The sequence below is a fragment of the Vreelandella sp. 162(4c) genome (assembly GCF_058152265.1).
In genome coordinates, this window is the sequence record NZ_CM176981.1 from 4,652,214 (window position 1) to 4,672,581 (window position 20,368).

The window sequence follows — 20,368 nt, forward strand, 5'->3', positions numbered from 1 at the left end:
GCGTTTCACCTATAGGTGTTCTTCTACCGTCACACTAGGCGGCAGTGACTCGCTGGCGATGTTGACTTGATAGTCGCTGTAGTGGCGTGCCGGTGTATCTTCTTTCCCCTCAACACGCTTCACTTGAACACTATCGAAGAGCACATGGGCGGGCGCGTTACCCATTGGGTGATCATGCTTGAAAACAACAAGTTTTCGGGTGGACATCTCACCACGCGCGGCAGAGCGGTCGTGTTCAAACATATTGATTAGAGAGCGCCATAAAAGAGCTAAATCGTCCTCTGAAAAACCGGTACGTTCAGCTAGTTTTGCAGAGACGTAGCCATGTACGCGGTATAAGCCATAAGGAATTATGTGCTTGCGCCCCATGGTGCGCTCTTTTTCAAGATCCTTTTCGTTGGTAACCGCCATACGGGTAATGGAGACTTCCATGGGTATGACGGGATCGATAGAGCTGGCAAAGGCCACCTGGACAGGGCCGCGTACTTGGCCGGAGTTTACCTCGGTTGTCATGACTGCGCCGAAGGTGCGCACGTCGAAAAAGTTATTGCACATCCATTTGGTTACTTGGCGCGCTTTTTCCGCTTCCTTGGGAAGCTTTTTAGATTCAGGTTTAATATCCAGAGCTTCATAAGCTTTTTTATGCTGGTTGTTGAGCACTGACTTTTCTTGCATATAAATGGCATAGCCAGCGTCGTGTTCTTTTTCGAGAGCGACGTAGTTACGAATTTTACGTTTTAGGCAAACATCTGTAATAAGCCCCTGGTTGGTCTCTGGGTCGAGCCGTGGCAGGTTGCCTGCATCAGGGTCGCCGTTGGGGTTGCCGTTGGTTACATCAAATAAAAGGACAAATTCGTAGCGGTTAGCAATGGTGCTCATTCTGAGTCTCCCTGTTCAGATTGTTCATCGCTATTCGCGTTGTCTTTCTTAGCGAATCGCGTTTGTGATTGATGGTAGTAACCAATGGCAAAACGCCCTTGTTCTTCGATACCTAGGCTGCGCGGGAAGGTATCGCCTAGTCCGTCAATAATTTGACTGATTTCACTTTCAATAGTGTATGCAATACCGCTTTTGTCTTTTTTACGCATGGATGAAAGATGGTTCTGCACATTGCGCAGCAGCATAGGGAAAACGCTGGCGGGCGTCGCCGAGGCGGCACCGTAGTAGCGATCCTTAATGGTGGCATTTAACTCTCTACCAAGTGCGCCACGTTGGGCGTTTTCTAATTCGGCAAATAAGCGGCCCAATAAGTAACCTGGATGGGTGGAGCTTTTATCAAGGCTCACGGAAACCTCCTGATTGTTCGAGTTTAAGTGCGTGGTTAAGCGAGCCTCTCGGGCTAACACCGCTTTGCAAAGTGCGACGCGTAAGCCGTTGATATTGCCATCACTGCGAAAACGCATAACAACACTGGTAAGTAGCGGTCGGGGATAACGCTGCCCTGTGATAATGGCGCGCATCATTTCGCCAGCAAGCTGGGGCAGAACATCTTCTGATTTTGGCCGTGCGCCATGAATAGGCGCTGTTTGCAGGGTTAACCACCAAACGCTGGGGGCAATGCCTTTCCATGGTGCAGGCTGGATATCTAGATCTCGGTAATGCTGTGCGTAATGCTTAGTTAAATGTTCCAGGCTATCAACCAACCAAAAACGAACGGATAGACGAGCGGCATTGGGAGCGAGGCCTAGTACGTAAAATTGCGTTTCGGGTTCTAGTTCTGGAGCGACTTCCTTTAGTGGGCGGCCATCAGCTACCTGGGCAAGTAGGGAGCCTAGTTTGCTGGCTTCCTGTTCATCGTTGGGTGGTTGGTTGAGTACCGCAAAAAAACTTTCCGCTGCCTGTGCGGCCTGTGATGTTTGAGCATTTGCCCAAAATACAAGTGTGGTATCGCCTATTTGCAGACGTTGTTGGTTGTCTGCATCGCCACGCAGTAAATAGTTAAGCGCCGTTGTGTAGCCAAAAATCGCTGATGTGGAAATAGCCGCGTTTTGATTTTTACGAAAGCCGTAAGACTCGTAGGCCTCGCTGTTAAATGAGACTAGCGAGGCACCCGACGATTGTGCGTCTCTAACGCCTTTAATGGCAGGGTGATCCGTACCTAGTACGGCGTTTTCACCGGTGATTAAGCACTGCCCATAAATGCCGGTATTTTCTTCGAGGGCAGTGCTCCAAATTTGGCGAGCGTCATCGTTTTCATGTAAGTATTGTCGTTGTCCATCTAGCCGAAAAATAATATTGCTATCTAGTACCTCCTCGCTGTAACCGGGCAGCGAGGATAGCTTTTCAGGGTGCCATTGATCTAAGAACTTCAAAAAAGCCAGGAGTGATTTGTCATCACTGTTACGGAAAAGGTCAAACTGGCGGGTTTTGAAGGCGGCATGTTCATCGTTTAAGCGTTTGCCTTCTCCGGCTGTTACTCCTAATGCATACGCAGTTTTATCCCAAAGTGGGTAGGCGTGAATACCCGATGTACGACGTTTATCAACAGGCACCTGATAAGGGCGGGCACGGGGTTTTTTGCCTGAGGTGTCACGTAGATCATCAATCTGCTGTGGCACACCATTTTGATCGAATGCCAAGGCAAAGCTGATTTTTTCTGTACTAAAGCCGGACTGCGGTACTTTGCTTTCTTTGGAGAGCCGCTGGTAGTAGTCATTGAGGGCGGTCAGTATCATGCGAGTGTCTCCTGGAAGGGAGGCACTTCAATCACGCCATCTTGTATCTTGGCACGAAAAAATCGCGATGTTTTGCCGTTTGCAAAGTCAATATCGTGCAGCATGTAGCCAAGGTCTTTTTCACCGGTTAATGCTGGGTCAAAAGAGGGGAGAGGCTGCTCAATTTCAATGAGCGCAAAATTCGCCGGGAATTCGCGGGTGCCCATGCAGGGAGTGTGGAAGCATTGGCCTTGGCGAGCGCGGCGATTGAAAATATCCAGGTGTTTGCCGGGCGTGTCGCTATCATCCGCACGTGGGGTAAATTCAAAGTGCGCCTCAATAACGTAAGCTACATTGCGTAAAATGGTGGCGGCGCGCTGTTGGCGGTTCTGGTCAACAAAATAGGCCACATCATCAACGCGGCCCGCTTTCATAGCTTTTGTTACTGATGCAGCTGAGAGCTTGCCGCCGACTTCATTTCGCCGCAGCGACTCAAATTGAATGGGCTTGAGCACGTGGATACGGTCTACGCACCAGCGAATGGCGGGTTTCCAGTGGATGGCTTCCAGAATGCCACGTGCCGCCGAGGGTGTAATCACATCATAGGACACACGCTCTACTTTCATCTCTGGCCGCGTAAAGCAGGCCCTGTCACCCCAGATATGCAGTCGAACCCCGTATGACATAATAGCTCCCTATGTAATTTTGTATGTTTACCACTGTAAGCTTTCGGCTCGCATAAAGGTTGGGTCGCTCCAGTTCAACCCTAGCGCATCATCGTAGAGGTCTTCATTGACCAGCAGCATGAATTGGTCATTAAATTTATCCGGTTCGATAGGCGCAATGGCACCGACTTTTTCTAGGGCTCTAAAGCCGTTATGGGGCACTTGCACTGTATAGAGCTGCACTTTTCGGGCGATGCCGCCAGGGCTTGTGGCAAAGGCGAGATCTTTAATCGCTTTGCGTGCGTCAGTGTCTCTGGGAATAATGACACTTCGTTGATTGTTGTCGATGAGGCGAAATTCCTGCTCGAGGGTTTCAAAGGGCAGACCGTCAAGCCGCCCTTTTTCAATCAGCGAGAGCAGTTGGTGCTTGTCGAGTTGGTCAGGCCCTTGCTGCCAGTAAAGTAGCGTGAAATACGCCTCTATCGCTTCCAGCGAAAGCGGGTCGTGACCGTGTTGGCGTAGTACTTCGCGAGTGGCTTGGGCGAACTGTTTTAGCTCGGGCGGCGGCGCCCACTCCTCATTGGCAGTTGCAAAAATACGCACTTCGCTTTCTTCAGCGGTTCGTTTACCTTCCCGATTACAGCGCCCTGCGGCCTGGGCGATGGAATCTAGCCCCGACTCGGCGCGCAGCACCCTCGGAAAGTCTACATCCACGCCCGCTTCTATTAATGACGTAGACACCACCCGGCATGGTTTGCCTTCTTTTAGTGTTTCACGAATATGATGTAATACCTGCCGCCGATGAACAGCGCACATGGCGGTGGTCAGGTGAAAAGCCCCTGGCTGATCGGCGATAGATTCATACAAGGCTTTGGCGTGGCGGCGGTTATTGACGATGCACAGTACCTGATCGACGTCTAGGAGCTCGTGGCGCAGCTGGTCGTCATCTAAGCAGCCAATATGCTTTACCGTCACCCGCTTTAACTTTCGATACAGGTTTTTTGGATCGGGGGCCAGCTCCTCAACGTCTTTGAAGCCACCTGTGAAACTGCGGGCTGCGTCATTAGTTTCAAGCAGGGCGGGTTGGGTCGCGGTACAGAGCACAATGCTGGCGTGATAATTCAGCGCGAGTTCATCCAGTGCGGCAACGCTTGGGCGCAGCAAGGGCAGGGGCATTGTCTGTGCTTCATCCAGAATCACGACGCTATGGGCAATATTATGTAATTTGCGGCAGCGTGATGTTTTAGCGGCAAATAGGCTTTCCAGGAACTGCACAGATGTTGTCACGACAATCGGTGCGTCCCAGTTCTCACTGTCGCGTCTGAGTTTATCAAGACTATCTTTATCGCCTTTTGACGCTTTTTCAGCATCAAAGGTGCTGTGGTGTTCGAGCACTGCTTCAGCGCCATATTTGCTCAGCGCCTTCCGAAACACGGCAGCGTTCTGTTCTACGATACTGGTGAAGGGGATAACATAAATAACGCGATCCATGCCGTGGGTGATGGCGTGATCCAGGGCGAAGGCGAGGGAAGCGAGGGTTTTGCCACCGCCAGTGGGTACCGTGAGGCTGAAACAGCCGGGTCTCATTCCCGCTTTGTTACGTACCTCACGCAGGATATGCCCACGTAATTGGTTAATGCCTTTTTCGGTGTCGAAGGTTTCCAAGTGTTGATTGAGCACATCTCGAAGCAGCGTTAGCGAAGCGCCGCCACCGCGTTGCCGTGCTAAGCCGTTTTCATGTTGGGCGTAGAAGGTTTCGGTATCGATATAGTCTGCATCAACTAAACATGAAAAAAGCATTCTGGTGAGAAACGCGAGTTGAAAGAAACCCCGTTCTGAACGTTGGGTAAACGTGCCAGGAGGACGTAGCTCCTGTGGAAGCGTAAGCGCATCTTGCCAAGCGTTATCTATTGCAGGAATATCCGCTTTAAGGCGTTCACTAAGCGGGGAGCGTTCGCCTGAATCACGGCCATTGGCAAGCCCTGCATGATGGCCCGCAACACAGTAGGCCAGCAAGTCGCCGATTCCTCCTTTGAAGCGTTGTTTAGCGACAATAGCGCCTGCAGTGGAATGATCAACACGTTCTGAAGAACCTTCCAGTCGCCGCTGAAAAGGCGCGCTGTATTTGCCTAAATCATGCAAAAGACCCGCTGCATATCCTGCATCTGCCATACCAAAGCGTTCAGCGCGTGTTGCTGCCATTTCGGCGACACACTGTAAGTGATCATCTAGGGTTTGCCAGGCTTGCTTGTCTGTTTCTGGGAGTGAGTGAGCGTAAAAGTGCGACGATTTAGGTGGCATTTGCATGGCTCAACATGATTAATTATTTAGTCACCTTAGCCTTAAAGTATCCCCTTTTTCTATAGCTAAATGTTTACACTGTACAAGCTATTGCTTAGCCCCTGAGGCCACCCATAGCCCCCCGCCGCGCTTTTGCCTACAATAGACCCCTTTATGCACGCGCATTGGCGCGGTGCTTTTATTGTTTTCAGGCCAAGGGACAGGATTCATGCTCGATCCGAAACTGCTGCGCGGTGATCTTGACACGGTTGCTCAACAACTGGCCCGGCGGGGCTTTGTGCTTGATAAAGCGGGATTGCAGGCGCTGGAGTCGCGTCGCCGCGAGCTGCAAACGCAAACCGAGCAGCTGCAAAATGAGCGCAATATGCGCTCCAAAGCGATTGGTAAAGCCAAGGCCAACGGTGAAGATATTCAGCCGCTGCTGGATGAAGTCAGCGATTTAGGTGATCGCCTGGATAAAGCCAAGCGCGAGCTAGCCGACGTCCAGGAAGAATGGGACGACGCTATCAGCGGTATTCCCAACCTGCCCCATGAAAGCGTGCCGGAAGGCAAAAGCGAAGACGAGAATGTCGAGCTGCACCGCTGGGGCACGCCGCGGGAGTTTGATTTCGAGGTGTTGGATCACGTTGATCTGGGTAAGCAGTCGGGTTATCTCGATTTTGAGTTGGCGGCTAAAATCACTGGCGCTCGCTTTGCGGTCATGCGCGGGCCCATAGCGCGCCTGCATCGGGCGTTGGCGCAGTTTATGCTGGATACCCAAACCGAACAGCACGGCTACGAAGAGTGCTACGTGCCGTATATGGTCAACCGCGATTCGCTGATGGGCACCGGCCAGCTGCCGAAGTTTGGCGAAGATTTGTTCAAGCTGGACGATGAGCGCGAGTATCACCTGATTCCCACTTCAGAAGTACCACTGACCAACTTTGTACGCGATGAAATTATCGAGCAAGCGGCATTGCCGATGAAGCTTACCGCACATACGCCCTGTTTCCGCTCCGAGGCGGGCTCGCACGGGCGCGATACCCGCGGAATGATCCGCCAGCATCAGTTCGATAAAGTCGAGATGGTGCAGATTGTGGAGCCGGAGAAGAGCTACGAAGCGTTGGAAGAGATGCGTGGTCATGCAGAGGCGATCCTGCAGGCACTGGCGTTGCCGTATCGCGTAGTGACGCTATGCACTGGGGATATGGGCTTTGGGGCCACGAAGACCTACGACTTGGAAGTGTGGCTGCCCAGCCAGGAGACTTACCGGGAGATCTCGTCTGTCTCTAACTGCGAGGATTTCCAGGCCCGGCGTATGCAAGCGCGGTATCGCCATCCGGATTCCAAAAAGCCGCAGTTGCTACATACGCTGAACGGTTCAGGGCTGGCGGTTGGTCGTTGCCTGCTGGCGGTGCTTGAAAACCACCAGCAGGCAGATGGCTCGGTGATTATTCCTGAGCCGCTACGTCGCTATCTGGGCGGCGTGGAGCGTCTGGCCCTTTAAGCGCCCACTCAACGCTAACCCCGGCATCAATGCGGATGGTGCCGGGGCTGTAATCGCTGGCGGCACTGGATTGACTGGCGCCAGCGGCATCGCTTTCTGCACGCATCGCCATCATGCGCGGCTGGAAGATAGGTGATTGCGTCTCTTCAATGCGCTGCACATGACCAAGCTCAGCATCTAAGCTGTCGGCCATCAGGTTTGCTTTGTGTTGCGCTTTCTCCAGCGCTTTGACCAGGGCTTCGTCAGTGGCAGCGTCGCGGTCTTGTAGGTCAAACTGCACGCCATCCAATGAGTTAACACCAGCGGCTATTAGCGCGTCTAACACCTCGCTTAACTGACCAAGGTCGGTGAGTTCGACGGTGATCGGGCGCTCAAGACGTGTGCGCTGCAGGGTCTCATGCTCGCCATCTTCATTGCGTGGCCCTTGAATATGCTCAGGATAGACATTTAGCGAGCCTGCATTGATGGCATTGCGTTCAAGGCCGGTGGCTTCCATTTGTTCGATTAATTCGCTGGCGCGGGTCTCTAAGCGCTCGCGGGCATCGCTAAGTGCGCTACTATCGCTCTCTTCCAAGGTGGAAAGGGCGGGTGTGTTTTCCCACAATCGTGCATTCAGGGTGGCCTTGTCGGGTTCTACCTCAACCCAAGACTGCGCTTGAACATGCAAGCTTGGCTGGGGCGGTGTTGACGGTGAAGCGTGTGCAAAAGGAGCGCTAAGGAGTGCCAATAGAGCGCCGCCTAGTAGGCCATTGCGTAAACGTTTAGAGCCTGGTTTTTGAAGGTTAGCTGGTATGGCTTGCATAAATGTTTTCCTTAGTGAGCGGGCAGTGGCGCCGCCAAGTTAAAACCGGGTATAAATCATTCAAGTAGACGCAGCTTTGAAGCGAAGTAGAAAAGAAAGTTCAGTACGGAAGAGTGGACGCAAAACAGTTGCTTATTATTTGCACGGTTTGTGCAATACGCCGAATGCAGCCATCATATATGGACAACAAGCTAGGGATGGATTATGTCGAACTTGTCGGACGAGGATTACCGCAGTATTCCCCTCAATGCCACCTTGGCACTCGCTGCGTTGGTAGTGATCATCGCTGGAATGAAAGCAGGTGCTGATTTGTTAGTGCCGTTGCTGCTCGCGATATTTATCGCAGTAGTGTGTACTTCACCGGTGCAGTGGCTGCATCGCTGTGGCTTAAGCATGCGAATGTCGGCATTTCTAACATTGATGGTATTGCTGGCGTTTATATCGCTGATTGGCCTGCTGGTGGTCAATAGCTTCAGTACCTTCGTGGCAGCGTTGCCGGAAATTGAGTCGCGGCTTTATGAACAGTATTGGAATTTACTTAATGCGCTCTCTTCACGCGGGCTAGCAATTAATCCCGACCAGATTAACTCGCTGTTTGAAATGGAGGATGAGGGCTCTTGGATGCCTGCCTTACTGGGTCAGCTAGGCAACCTCTTTATGCAGGGCATCATTGTTGGACTGCTGGTTATATTCATGCTGTTCGAGACGTTGAACGTGCGCGATAAAATTTCCCGCGCACTGGAAAATCCGGCGCCTAGCTTGAAGCGTTTTAGTGAGTTCAGCTTAACGCTGAAGCGCTATCTAGCCGTAAAAACCATGATTAGCCTGGCCACTGGGGCGCTGGTATGGCTCTCTTGCATGATTGTAGGCGTGGATTTTCCGCTGTTGTGGGGCGTGTTGGCCTTTGCACTCAACTTTATTCCCAATATTGGCTCCGCGCTGGCGGCGATCCCCCCCGTGTTGTTGCTGTTGGTCGCCCAAGACGGCGGTGCTTTTCAGGCGTTACTGCTAGCCTCTGCTTATTTGGTCATCAACTTTGTGCTCGGCAATCTGATTGAACCGCGGGTAATGGGGCAGGCGTTGGGGCTTTCTACATTTGTGGCGTTTTTATCGCTGGTGGTATGGGGGTGGATCTTTGGTGCGGCGGGGATGCTACTTTCGGTGGTACTAACGATGACGTTGAAGATCGCACTTGATAGTCACCCACAAACACGGTGGATCGCTAGGCTGTTAGGGCCTGGAAGGCGTCGTGTAAAAGATATTCGGGTAAGCGATGCGAGTCTGCCGCCGTGGAAACGCAAAAAATAGGCAGGAAATTTAGCGAAGGCGTGTTACCGCCGACAGAGTCGGCGGCTATTACAAGTGCTACACATTCATCAGGCGTTTTGTTCGATGAACTGCGTCAGTTGTGACTTAGATTGTGCGCCAACCAGTGAAGCGACTTTGGTGCCAGATTTAAACAGCATGACGGTAGGTACACCGCGGACGCCTTGCTCGGCAGCAATTTCTGGTGCGTCGTCTACATTGACACTAACAACTTTCAGGCTTTCCTGACGTTCTGCAGCTACTTCATCAACGACCGGGGCCATGACCTTGCATGGGCCACACCAAGGCGCCCAGAACTTCATTAGCACAGGCTGTTCAGCGTTGAGGACTTCTTGCTCAAAATTGGCGTTGGTGACATCAACATTATTAGCCATTTGCTTCTCCCGTTTGCGTTGCTCTTACTGTTTCGTTGCCTCAAATGGAGCAACGGTCATTACGCGATCCATCGGTGCTCTTTCAGCGCGCCTCGTGTCTATCGCGATAAGTGTGGGCAGATGTTAGCGGGCGCGAAGGTTGCTGGCAAATTTCCTGCACAGTGAGTTAACTAAATAGCAGAAATTAAAGGGTGCTGGTAGGGCGTTTTTTTTATAATATAAAAGTATTATTTTGGTGTTTTTTATTCTATATGGTGCTGTAGAGTGCCGAGTGTGACGACACGATCCGTCAGACGTGATGTGGCATCAGCGCCTGTGTGTGCTTAACGATTCGGCCTACATCAAGATACGGTCTACATAGATCTGTATAGAGAATAAATAAGGTGAGGATATGAAGCTACAACAGCTCCGCTATATCTGGGAAGTCAATCGACATAACCTGAACGTCTCGGCCACGGCTCAAAGTCTATTTACCTCACAGCCGGGGATCTCTAAACAGATACGTTTGTTAGAAGATGAGCTTGGCGTCGAGATTTTTGCGCGCAGTGGCAAGCATTTGACACGTGTGACGCCTGCCGGGCAGTCAATTATTGACCTGGCCGGGCAGGTGCTGCGTCTCACCGAAAACATCAAGCAGGTGGCTCAGGAGCATAGCGATGAGCGCCGCGGTAGCCTGGCCATTGCTACGACCCATACCCAGGCCCGTTATGCGCTACCGCCCATTATCAGCGAATTCACCCTTAAATATCCTGATGTGGCGCTGCATATGCAGCAGGGTACGCCCAAGCAGATCGCACAGATGGTCAGTGAAGGCCAGGCCGATTTCGCCATCGCGACCGAGTCGCTGGAGCTATTTACCGATTTAGTATTACTGCCCTGCTATCGCTGGAACCGCTGCGTACTGGTGCCCAAGGGGCACCCGCTAGCCACTCATCAGGGCCCGTTGACCCTGGAGGCTCTCGGTGAGCATCCATTGGTTACCTACGTGTTCGGGTTTACCGGTCGCTCGCAGTTAGACGATGCTTTTAAAGCGAAAGGGTTAACGCCCAATGTGGTGCTAACCGCCGCCGATGCCGACGTGATCAAGACCTACGTACGGCTGGGCATGGGGGTTGGCATTGTGGCGCATATGGCTGTGGACAAGGCGCTTGATGATGACTTGGTGGCACTGGATGCAAGCCACCTGTTTGCCAGCTCTACGACAAAAATTGGTATCCGTCGTGGCACCTTTATGCGCGGTTACATGTATGATTTTTTGGAGCGCTTTGCGCCTCATTTAACCCGCGACCGGGTTGATGAAGCATTAACGGCAGGCCCGCGCCATGAGCAGTCGTTGTTTGACGACCTGGACCTGCCGGAGTATTAACCCGCAGTGTGGAGTTAGTGCTGCAAATGTAACCCGCACTCGCGCTTCTCTTCCACCTTGGTAGGGTCGAAGTAATCGAAGTTATTGGGCAGATTATGCGCCTGTAGATACTGGTACATATCTTTGGCGCTCCACTGCAGCAACGGGGCAACTTTCAATAGGCCATCGCTGTTGCGACTAACCGGCTGCATTTTTGCGCGCTCGGGGGTGTCCTCAGCGCGCAGTGCGGTGAACCATACGTCGGGCTGCATTTCACGCAGCGCACGCTCGAAGGGCTCGATTTTAACTTCCTGAGTAAAGGCTGCGTGGCGTGGGTCATCGATACCCGGCATGGGGCCTTCCAGCGCTTCACGGTGGGCGCGCGTGCGCCGGGGTACAAAGCTCACGATGTTCAGGTTGAGTTGTTGAATCACTTCGTCAGCGAATTGATAAGTCGCTTCGGTGTTGTAGCCGCTGTCCATCCACACAATGGGTATATCCGGGCGCACCTGGGTCACCATATGCAGAATCACCGCCTCAAAAGGGCGAAAGTTGGTGGTGCAAATAGGTCGTGCACCCTGGGCCAGCGCCCACTCAACTAACCCTTGAGGATTGTTGGCGAAATCTCTGTTAATCGCTTCAAGCTCTGAGGACATACTGCCTCCTAATCGGAAATTAAATAATACTGACTAGGCTACCAAACAGGAGGCAGCGAACCCCAATACCGTTTAGTTTGGCTTTTATATTCCTTTTTGATATAGAGCTCGCGCTGCTTATTCCAAAGCGCCAATAAGGTGGCGAATTTTATCCAGAGTCTCGGTGTACTCTTCGTCCGCTTGAGAGTCTGCTACTAAGCCCCCTCCGCCCCATACATGCAGTCTTCCCGCCTCGGCAACCATAGTGCGAATAGCGATGGAGGTATCCATGCTGCCACGTACATCGACATAGCCAAGGCTGCCGCAATAAACACTGCGTTGGCAGGGTTCTAGTTCATCAATGATCTGCATCGCGCGAATTTTAGGTGCGCCGGTAATTGAGCCGCCAGGAAAGGCCGCCTTAAGCAGTGCCAGCGGGGTGTAATTACCGGCCAGCGTTCCCTGCACCACGCTAACTAGGTGGTGCACGTTAGGGTAGCTCTCTAAGCGGCATAGCTGCGGAACGCGAATGGAGCCTGGCTGGCAGACGCGGCCCAGGTCATTGCGCAGCAGGTCAACGATCATCACATTTTCAGCGCGATCTTTAGTGCTGCTCAATAGCTGTTCCGCCAGCGCCTTATCCTCTTCAAGGGTGGCCCCCCGCGGGCGGGTACCTTTAATCGGCCGTGTTTCGACCTCGCCGTTGCTGCACTGAATAAACCGCTCGGGTGAAAGTGACAGTACGGCCTTATCGCCCCAGGCCATAAAACCTGAATAGGGTGTGGGGGTCGCTTTACGTAACTGCAGGTACGCCTGCCACTCATCCCCTTGGTAATCGGCATAAAAGCGCTGAGCCAAATTGATTTGGTAGCAGTCACCCGCGCGAATATAGCGCTGCACAGCGTTAAAGCGTGCGACGTATTGGGTGTGGCTAAGTTCTGCTTTAAAGCTATTCGTCAATGTAAACGCGCTATTCGGCGTTGGCGTCTTGGTAAGCCAGTTTTCCACCTGCTCACGACGCTGCGGAGTGGCGATTAGCCACGCCTGCTGGGCCATGTGATCCAGGGTGATACACCAGTCGTAAAGCCCCAAACGGGCTTGCGGTAAGGTGACCGGGCTTGCCTGAGCACTCTGAACCGATAAGGTTTTACGCCCTAAATCGTAGCCCCAGTAGCCTATTAGCCCGCCTAGAAAAGGGAGTTCACTGGTTTCATCAGGGATATCCAGTTGATCCAGTAGCCACTGCTGAAGGGCAAACGCATCGTTAGCCAAGTGCGCCGGTGGGCTAAGCTGATCTGACGCAATACTCGCTTCGCCATGATGAGTAACTTCCAGCGTAGCAAGTGGGTCGCTGCTGATAATATCAAAGCGACCGGTGGCGATAGGGCGGCCACTATCGAGCAGCACCGCGCCGGGCCTGGCACGTAGGCAGGCGAATATACCCAATGGGTCGGGTGAATAGGGCAGGGCAGTTATCGTCAACGCCTGGTTCATTAAGCAAACGCCTGGCCGGTAAAAGGGCTGCATATGTTAGAGGTCGTTGAAGATCGGCACCAGTCGCACGATTGACGCATTTCTCACGCTCGGAAGAGGATTGTTGACACTGTTTTTGCAGCTAGACTTTTTGCCTACAACGAAAGATGTATAAAGTCGCTTTATAAGCAGGTTGACGGCGGTGGTTCGCGGGGCTAAAGTTTCGCTATGTTTCTAATTGTCGACAATTCGCCATGAGCTTACCTGTTTCTTCTTCTTATTCCGATTCCTCGCCGCATGAAATGGCAACCCCTGAAGTACGCACGCTCGCCGAGCGGGTATTTCATCAGTTGCAGGATGCCATCGTACGCGGCGAGCTTGCTCCCGGCAGTAAGATCACCGAGCCGGGATTGTCTAAAACCTACGGTATTTCACGTGGGCCGCTGCGCGAGGCGATGCGCCGCCTGGAAGCACACCGCCTCATCGAGCGGGTTCCCCATGTGGGCGCAAGGGTGGTTAAGCTCTCAATGAAAGAGCTTTTAGAGCTGTTTGACCTGCGTGAAGCCCTGGAAAGTATGGCGGCGCGCTTGGCGGCTGAGCATATGTCACCGGCAGAGGTTCAGGGTTTGCGGGATGTGCTGGTGCTGCACGAAGGTCAGGCGGATTTAAAGCGTGGCGAAGCTTACTACCAGCGCGAAGGCGATCTCGATTTTCACTACTGCATCGTTCAGGGCAGTCACAACAAAATGCTAATGAACCTGCTCTGTGATGACCTTTACTACCTTGTGCGCCTTTATCGCACTCAGTTCAGTGCTAGCGGCACGCGACCGCAGCGCGCCTTTGTGGAACACCATCGCATTGTTGATGCCATTGAAGCTGGCGATGCGGAGCTGGCCGAGCTGCTCATGCGCCGCCATGTCAGCGCCTCCCGCGCCAATGTGGCGGATCGCTATGCAGCGACCCTCGAACAGTCAGCATCTAAATCGCAAAGCTCTTAATCACGCAGCTAAAACATAACTAGAAATTAGCAATAGGAGAAACACCCCATGTCCCAGATGACTCCCGGCGCCCGGTTTCGAGCCGCGCTTGAGGCTAACCGTCCGCTGCCGATCTTAGGCACCATTAATGCCTATACAGCGCTAATGGCCGACAAGGTTGGCCATCAAGCCATTTACCTCTCTGGTGGCGGCGTAGCTAACGCCTCGTTCGGCTTGCCGGATCTGGGCATGACGACCATGAATGATGTGGTGGAAGATGCCCACCGTATCTGCGGCGCTACCGAGCTGCCCCTGCTGGTGGATATCGATACCGGTTGGGGCGGTGCCTTCAATATTGCACGCACGGTAAAAGAAATGCAGCGCGCTGGCGTGGCCGCGGTACATATGGAAGACCAGGTGGCTCAAAAGCGCTGTGGACACCGCCCCAATAAAGCAATTGTCTCTCAGCAGGAGATGGTCGACCGCATTAAAGCTGCCGCCGATGCCAAGATCGACCCCGACTTCTATTTGATTGCTCGCACCGATGCGTTTCAAAAAGAGGGGCTTGATGCTGCCATTGAGCGTGCCAACGCCTGCGTTGAAGCCGGTGCAGATGCCATCTTCGCTGAAGCGGTTCATACCCTGGATGATTACAAAGCCTTCTGTGAACGGGTCAATGCCCCCATTTTGGCTAACATCACCGAGTTCGGTGCTACTCCGCTGTTTACTCAAACGGAGCTTGGCGAGGTTGGCTGCCGCATGGTGCTTTACCCGCTCTCGGCCTTCCGCGCCATGAACGCTGCGGCACTGCAGGTCTATCAAAGCATCCTCGACAACGGCCACCAAAAAGACGTGGTGCCGCTGATGCAAACCCGCGACGAACTCTACGATTTTCTCAATTACCACGACTTTGAGCAGAAGCTGGACGCGCTGTTTGCCGAGAAAGGCGATGACCAATAAACCGCCAGTTAAGATGAAGCGCAGTTGGAAATGATTTCTTCTGCAAACTGGTGAGAGGACAGGTTGAAGCGAGGGTCTTTTGTCATGGATGACAAAAGTAGCGCCCAGGGAGGGGTTCACAGCGCCCTCGCGGAAACCTGTCCTCTCACCAAGATAGCTTTGCCGAAAGTTTAATGAACGACCTTATTCATAAATCGATAGTAAAAATAAAAGCAGTAATAGGAGACACACCATGGCTGATAAACCCGCAACAGGAGCAGGACTGCGTGGCCAGAGCGCTGGTTCCACCGCGCTGTGTACGGTAGGTAAAACAGGCTCAGGCCTGACCTACCGCGGATTTGATATTAAAGAGCTGGCTGAAAAAGCCAAATTCGAAGAGGTCGCTTACCTGCTGTTAAAAGGCAAGTTGCCTAATCAGGGTGAGCTAGACCACTACATCAGCAAGCTCAAAAGCCTGCGCGGCTTGCCCGATGCATTAAAAACGGTACTTGAGCAGATCCCCAAAGACGCTCACCCGATGGACGTAATGCGCACCGGCACTTCAATGCTGGGCAATCTAGAAACCGAGGAGAATTTTGATCAGCAGCAAGACGTTGCTGATCGGCTGCTGGCGGTGCTGCCCTCGATTATTTGTTACTGGTACCGCTTCTCCCACGACGGTGTGCGCATCGATACCGAAACGGATGATGACTCAGTAGGCGGGCATTTCCTTAATATGCTGCGCGGCGAGCCCGCCTCTGAACTGCATGCGCGGGTCATGAACGTATCGCTGATTCTTTACGCCGAGCATGAATTCAATGCCTCTACCTTTACCGCAAGGGTATGCGCCTCGACGCTTTCCGATATGCACTCCTGCGTGACCGGTGCGATTGGGTCGCTGCGCGGCCCACTGCATGGCGGCGCCAACGAAGCGGCCATGGCGATGATCGAGGATTGGCAGTCGCCGGAAGAAGCAGAAAGCAAGATCATGGGCATGCTGGAGCGTAAGGATAAAATTATGGGCTTCGGGCATGCGATTTATCGCGAGTCCGACCCGCGCAACGCGATTATCAAGCACTGGTCCAAGAAGCTCTCTGACGATGTGGGTGATAAGGTGCTTTACCCGGTTTCTGAGCGGGTCGAAGAGGTCATGTGGCGTGAGAAGAAGCTGTTCTGTAACGCAGACTTCTTCCACGCCAGCGCATACCACTTCATGGATATACCCACCAAGCTGTTTACGCCGATTTTCGTCTGCTCTCGGCTGACCGGCTGGGCGGCGCACGTATTTGAGCAGCGCGCCAATAACCGCATTATTCGCCCTAGCGCCGATTACACTGGCCCCGAGAAGAGCGAGTGGGTGCCGATAGAAGCGCGAGACTGAACCGCCTGCTGCCCGGTGATTTGGACACCGGGCTTTTTTCAGCCCCCTTCTTGTGAGTCTATCTGCTATGAATACCCAATACCGTAAACCCCTGCCTGGCACAGCGCTTGAGTTTTTTGATGCTCGCGAGGCGGTGGAAGATATCCAGCCCGGTGCCTATGCGCAGCTGCCCTATACCTCACGTGTGCTGGCCGAGCAGCTGGTGCGCCGCTGCGATCCTGAATTGCTTACCGATGCGCTAAAACAGTTGATCGAGCGCAAGAGTGACCTGGATTTTCCTTGGTACCCGGCGCGTGTCGTCTGCCACGATATCCTAGGCCAGACTGCTCTGGTCGATTTGGCCGGGCTGCGTGACGCTATTGCCGAGAAGGGTGGTGACCCCGCCAAGGTTAATCCTGTAGTGCCCACCCAGCTAATCGTCGATCATTCACTGGCAGTGGAGCACGCAGGGTCGGAAGAGGGCGCCTTTGAGAAAAACCGCGCCATTGAAGATCGCCGTAACGATGACCGCTTCCACTTTATCAACTGGACTAAAACGGCCTTTGAGAATGTCGATGTAATTCCTCCCGGCAACGGCATCATGCACCAGATCAATCTGGAGAAGATGTCACCGGTGGTGCAGAACCGTGACGGCATTGCCTATCCGGATACCTGTGTGGGTACCGATAGCCATACGCCCATGGTCGATGCCCTTGGCGTTATATCCGTAGGTGTGGGTGGTCTGGAGGCCGAAAGCGTCATGCTGGGCCGTGCCTCCATGATGCGCCTGCCGGATATCGTCGGCGTGGAGCTGACCGGCAAGCTGCAGCCCGGCATTACCGGCACCGATATGGTACTGGCGATTACCGAGTTCCTGCGTAAAGAGCGGGTGGTTGGTGCTTACCTGGAGTTCTACGGTGAAGGTGCCGACGCGCTAACGGTCGGAGATCGCGCCACTATCTCCAATATGACCCCCGAATACGGCGCGACCGCGGCGATGTTCTACATCGATGGCCAAACTATCGACTACCTGAAAATTACCGGCCGTGAAGATGAACAGGTGGCGCTGGTCGAAACCTACGCCAAGCACACCGGCCTGTGGGCGGATAGCTTGACCGAGGTTGAGTACGAGCGGGTACTGACCTTTAACCTCTCGTCGGTAACCCGCACCCTGGCGGGGCCCTCCAACCCCCACGCCCATTTGCCAACTTCAGAGCTTGCCCAACGTGGTATTGCTGTTGGGCTTGAGGCGGCACAGGCGGAAGAGAAAGCGGGCAAAATGCCCGATGGCGCGGTTATCATCGCCGCCATTACCAGCTGCACTAACACTTCTAACCCTCGCAATATGGTCGCCGCCGGGCTAATCGCCCGTAACGCCAACCGGTTGGGTTTGCTGCGTAAGCCATGGGTGAAATCGTCGCTGGCGCCGGGCTCGAAAACCGTCAAGATGTACCTGGAAGAAGCTGGGTTGATGAGCGAGCTGGAAAGCCTCGGCTTTGGGGTAGTGGCCTACGCCTGCACCACCTGTAACGGGATGTCCGGGGCGCTGGATCCAAAAATTCAGCAGGAGATTATTGAGCGTGATCTCTACGCTACCGCCGTGCTTTCCGGCAACCGTAACTTCGATGGCCGTATCCATCCCCATGCCCAACAGGCCTTTCTGGCGTCACCGCCTCTGGTAGTTGCCTATGCCATCGCGGGCACGATTCGCTTTGATATCGAAAAAGACGTCCTGGGCGTGGATCAGGCGGGAAATCCTGTCACTTTGAAGGATATCTGGCCAGCGGATGAAGAGATCGATGCGATTGTTAAATCGTCGGTGAAGCCGGAGCAGTTCCGCCAGACCTATATTCCCATGTTCGATCTGGATAAGAGTGCCCGCGCTCAGGTCAGCCCGCTATATGACTGGCGGCCCCAGAGCACCTATATCCGTCGCCCGCCTTACTGGGAGGGCAATATGGCTAAAGTGCGCACCCTGAAAGGCATGCGGCCGCTGGCAATTTTGCCGGACAATATCACCACCGATCATCTCTCACCCTCCAACGCGATTCAGTTGAACAGCGCGGCAGGGGAGTACTTGGCCAAAATGGGCCTGCCGGAGGAAGACTTCAACTCCTACGCCACCCACCGCGGTGACCACCTGACTGCCCAGCGCGCTACCTTCGCCAACCCGAAGTTGTTCAACGAGATGGTGCGCGATGCCGACGGCAACGTTAAACAGGGCTCGCTGGCGCGGGTAGAGCCGGAAGGCCAAGTCACCCGCATGTGGGAGGCGATTGAAACCTACATGGCCCGCAAGCAGCCGCTGATCATTATTGCCGGGGCGGATTACGGTCAGGGCTCCTCACGGGACTGGGCGGCTAAAGGCGTGGCGCTGGCGGGCGTGGAAGCGATCGCCGCCGAAGGCTTTGAGCGTATTCACCGCACCAACCTGATCGGGATGGGGGTGATGCCGCTGGAGTTTGAGCCCGGGACTACGCGTATGACACTGGGCCTGGACGGCACTGAAACCTTTGATGTCGAAGGCGCCGTTTCGCCAGGGGCGATGCTCACCCTAGTGATCCACCGCCAAAACGGTGAAAGCGAGCGGGTTACGGTGAAGTGCCGTTTGGACACCGCCGAGGAGGTGTCTATTTACACTGCTGGTGGTGTACTGCAGCGTTTTGCCCAGGACTTTCTTGAGTCCACGGCGGCTTAATTGAAACGGCCTAGCTGACCAAGTGAACCCGGTGCCTTTAGCTTTTCGAACCTAGCTTTTCGAATCAGGCTTAGAGCACCGGGTTATTTTTAGGAGTGGTAATGATGAGCGAGTCAGTTCAAAACAACCGTGTGCCGCAGATAAAAATTCCAGCCACCTATATGCGCGGCGGCACCAGTAAGGGCGTGTTTTTTAAACTAAGCGACCTACCCGAAGCGGCCCAGCAGCCAGGCGTGGCGCGGGATCAGTTGCTACTGCGTGTCATCGGTAGCCCTGACCCTTACGAAAAGCAGATTGATGGTATGGGGGGCGCCACTTCAAGTACCAGCAAGACGGTGATTCTGTCTGAAAGTGAATCGGCAGAACACGATGTGGATTACCTGTTCGGTCAGGTCTCCATCGACAAGCCCTATGTGGATTGGAGCGGTAACTGCGGCAACCTCTCCGCGGCGGTCGGCCCTTTTGCGATTAGCAATGGTCTGGTTGACCCTGCACGTATTCCTGAAAACGGGGTGGCCGAGGTACGCATTTGGCAGGTGAATATACAGAAAACCATCGTCTCACGGGTTCCTATCGTCAATGGCGAAGTGCAGGAAACTGGCGATTTTGAGCTGGATGGCGTGACCTTTCCTGCTGCCGAGATTCCGGTGGCCTTTATGGATCCGGCCGATGGTGAGGGAGCCATTTTTCCCACCGGTAATCTCATTGATCAGCTTGATGTGCCAGGCGTGGGGATATTGAAAGCAACCCTGATTAATGCCGGTATTCCCACCGTGTTTATTAACGCCGCCGACATTGGCTATACCGGCGCCGAGCTGCAGGATGCCATCAATGGTGACAGCCGGGCGCTTGAGATGTTTGAAACTATCCGTGCCCATGGTGCTGTGCGCATGGGGCTAATCAGTGATGTCAGCGAAGCGGGTAAACGACAGCACACGCCCAAAGTGGCTTTCGTAGCGCCGTCGGCGGATTACGTATCATCGAGCGGTAAAAACGTACTGGCGACGGATATCGACCTGCTGGTGCGAGCGCTCTCCATGGGCAAGCTGCACCACGCCATGATGGGCACCGCCGCCGTTGCCATTGCTGCGGCGGCGGCCATTGAAGGCACATTAGTGAACCTGGCCGCCGGTGGCGGTAAACGAAACGAGGTCACCTTCGGGCATCCTTCCGGCAGCCTGCGGGTGGGAGCTGAGGCAAGCCTGGTGGAAGGGCGTTGGCATATCGAACAGGCACTGATGAGCCGCAGCGCGCGGGTGTTGATGGAAGGATTTGTGAGAATTCCTGGTGACAGCTTTTAGGACGCATTCCTTGGGCCATACTGAGTAGGTGA

The 20,368-nt window shown here is 53.8% G+C and carries 16 protein-coding genes; 8 read left to right on the forward strand and 8 right to left on the reverse strand.

Annotation, left to right across the window (positions count from 1 at the left end; all coding sequences use genetic code 11):
* Positions 1-9 precede the first annotated feature (9 nt).
* The 4 genes from cas7c to cas3 are packed head-to-tail and all read right to left on the reverse strand — an operon-like array spanning position 10 to position 5,620.
* Positions 10-879, reverse strand: coding sequence for a type I-C CRISPR-associated protein Cas7/Csd2 (cas7c, locus tag AC4EYZ_RS21360; RefSeq protein ID WP_474192007.1), 870 nt, complete (start codon positions 877-879; stop codon positions 10-12).
* Positions 876-2,675, reverse strand: coding sequence for a type I-C CRISPR-associated protein Cas8c/Csd1 (cas8c, locus tag AC4EYZ_RS21365; protein ID WP_474192008.1), 1,800 nt, complete (start codon positions 2,673-2,675; stop codon positions 876-878). The genes cas7c and cas8c overlap by 4 nt, the downstream gene beginning before the upstream one ends.
* Positions 2,672-3,340, reverse strand: coding sequence for a type I-C CRISPR-associated protein Cas5c (cas5c, locus tag AC4EYZ_RS21370; protein ID WP_190372984.1), 669 nt, complete (start codon positions 3,338-3,340; stop codon positions 2,672-2,674). Before cas5c ends, cas8c begins: the two co-directional genes overlap by 4 nt.
* A 27-nt stretch (positions 3,341-3,367) precedes the next feature.
* Complete coding sequence (cas3, locus tag AC4EYZ_RS21375) at positions 3,368-5,620, reverse strand: CRISPR-associated helicase Cas3' (RefSeq protein ID WP_474192009.1); 2,253 nt, start codon at positions 5,618-5,620, stop codon at positions 3,368-3,370.
* 208 nt (positions 5,621-5,828) lie between these two features.
* Between cas3 and serS the strand changes: the two genes are divergently transcribed.
* Positions 5,829-7,106: a serine--tRNA ligase gene (gene serS / locus AC4EYZ_RS21380; RefSeq protein WP_041159200.1), complete on the forward strand. Its 1,278-nt coding sequence runs from the start codon at positions 5,829-5,831 to the stop codon at positions 7,104-7,106.
* On the opposite strand, the gene AC4EYZ_RS21385 is transcribed toward serS, so the two are convergent.
* Entirely contained in the window at positions 7,051-7,908 is an 858-nt protein-coding gene (locus AC4EYZ_RS21385) for an SIMPL domain-containing protein (RefSeq protein ID WP_022522891.1), read from the reverse strand. The genes serS and AC4EYZ_RS21385 overlap by 56 nt on opposite strands.
* 204 nt (positions 7,909-8,112) lie before the next feature.
* Between AC4EYZ_RS21385 and AC4EYZ_RS21390 the strand changes: the two genes are divergently transcribed.
* Positions 8,113-9,216 carry an AI-2E family transporter gene (locus tag AC4EYZ_RS21390; RefSeq protein WP_474192010.1) on the forward strand — a complete coding sequence of 368 codons (1,104 nt, stop codon included), beginning with the start codon at positions 8,113-8,115 and terminating at the stop codon, positions 9,214-9,216.
* A 68-nt stretch (positions 9,217-9,284) separates the two neighbouring features.
* Here the strand turns inward: AC4EYZ_RS21390 and trxA are convergent, their stop codons facing one another.
* A complete protein-coding gene (gene trxA, locus AC4EYZ_RS21395) occupies positions 9,285-9,608 on the reverse strand; it encodes a thioredoxin (protein WP_007113240.1) in 324 nt (107 codons plus the stop codon).
* Between the two features lie 391 nt (positions 9,609-9,999).
* On the opposite strand from trxA, the gene cysB reads away from it, so the two are divergent.
* Positions 10,000-10,974 carry an HTH-type transcriptional regulator CysB gene (cysB, locus tag AC4EYZ_RS21400; protein WP_490204008.1) on the forward strand — a complete coding sequence of 325 codons (975 nt, stop codon included), beginning with the start codon at positions 10,000-10,002 and terminating at the stop codon, positions 10,972-10,974.
* Positions 10,975-10,988: 14 nt separating this feature from the next.
* On the opposite strand, the gene AC4EYZ_RS21405 is transcribed toward cysB, so the two are convergent.
* Together AC4EYZ_RS21405 and pabB are read right to left on the reverse strand one after the other, a co-directional pair.
* Entirely contained in the window at positions 10,989-11,609 is a 621-nt protein-coding gene (locus AC4EYZ_RS21405; RefSeq protein ID WP_027958435.1) for a phosphoadenosine phosphosulfate reductase domain-containing protein, read from the reverse strand.
* 117 nt (positions 11,610-11,726) lie between these two features.
* On the reverse strand, positions 11,727-13,082 hold the full coding sequence (gene pabB / locus AC4EYZ_RS21410; protein WP_474191564.1) for an aminodeoxychorismate synthase component I: 1,356 nt from the start codon (positions 13,080-13,082) through the stop codon (positions 11,727-11,729).
* A 233-nt stretch (positions 13,083-13,315) separates the two neighbouring features.
* Here pabB and AC4EYZ_RS21415 point away from each other — a divergent pair, with 233 nt between their 5' ends.
* The 5 genes from AC4EYZ_RS21415 to prpF all read left to right on the forward strand — a co-directional run bounded on the left by AC4EYZ_RS21415 (position 13,316) and on the right by prpF (position 20,336).
* Positions 13,316-14,059 carry a GntR family transcriptional regulator gene (locus AC4EYZ_RS21415; RefSeq protein ID WP_490204009.1) on the forward strand — a complete coding sequence of 248 codons (744 nt, stop codon included), beginning with the start codon at positions 13,316-13,318 and terminating at the stop codon, positions 14,057-14,059.
* 48 nt (positions 14,060-14,107) lie between these two features.
* Positions 14,108-14,998: a methylisocitrate lyase gene (gene prpB / locus AC4EYZ_RS21420; RefSeq protein ID WP_022522896.1), complete on the forward strand. Its 891-nt coding sequence runs from the start codon at positions 14,108-14,110 to the stop codon at positions 14,996-14,998.
* Between the two features lie 232 nt (positions 14,999-15,230).
* Complete coding sequence (prpC, locus tag AC4EYZ_RS21425; RefSeq protein ID WP_022522897.1) at positions 15,231-16,358, forward strand: bifunctional 2-methylcitrate synthase/citrate synthase; 1,128 nt, start codon at positions 15,231-15,233, stop codon at positions 16,356-16,358.
* 67 nt (positions 16,359-16,425) lie between these two features.
* The gene (acnD, locus tag AC4EYZ_RS21430; RefSeq protein ID WP_039860097.1) at positions 16,426-19,035 is read left to right on the forward strand and encodes a Fe/S-dependent 2-methylisocitrate dehydratase AcnD; all 2,610 of its coding nucleotides are present in this window, start codon (positions 16,426-16,428) and stop codon (positions 19,033-19,035) included.
* A gap of 101 nt (positions 19,036-19,136) precedes the next feature.
* On the forward strand, positions 19,137-20,336 hold the full coding sequence (gene prpF, locus AC4EYZ_RS21435) for a 2-methylaconitate cis-trans isomerase PrpF (RefSeq protein ID WP_457548043.1): 1,200 nt from the start codon (positions 19,137-19,139) through the stop codon (positions 20,334-20,336).
* The last annotated feature ends 32 nt before the right edge of the window (positions 20,337-20,368 follow it).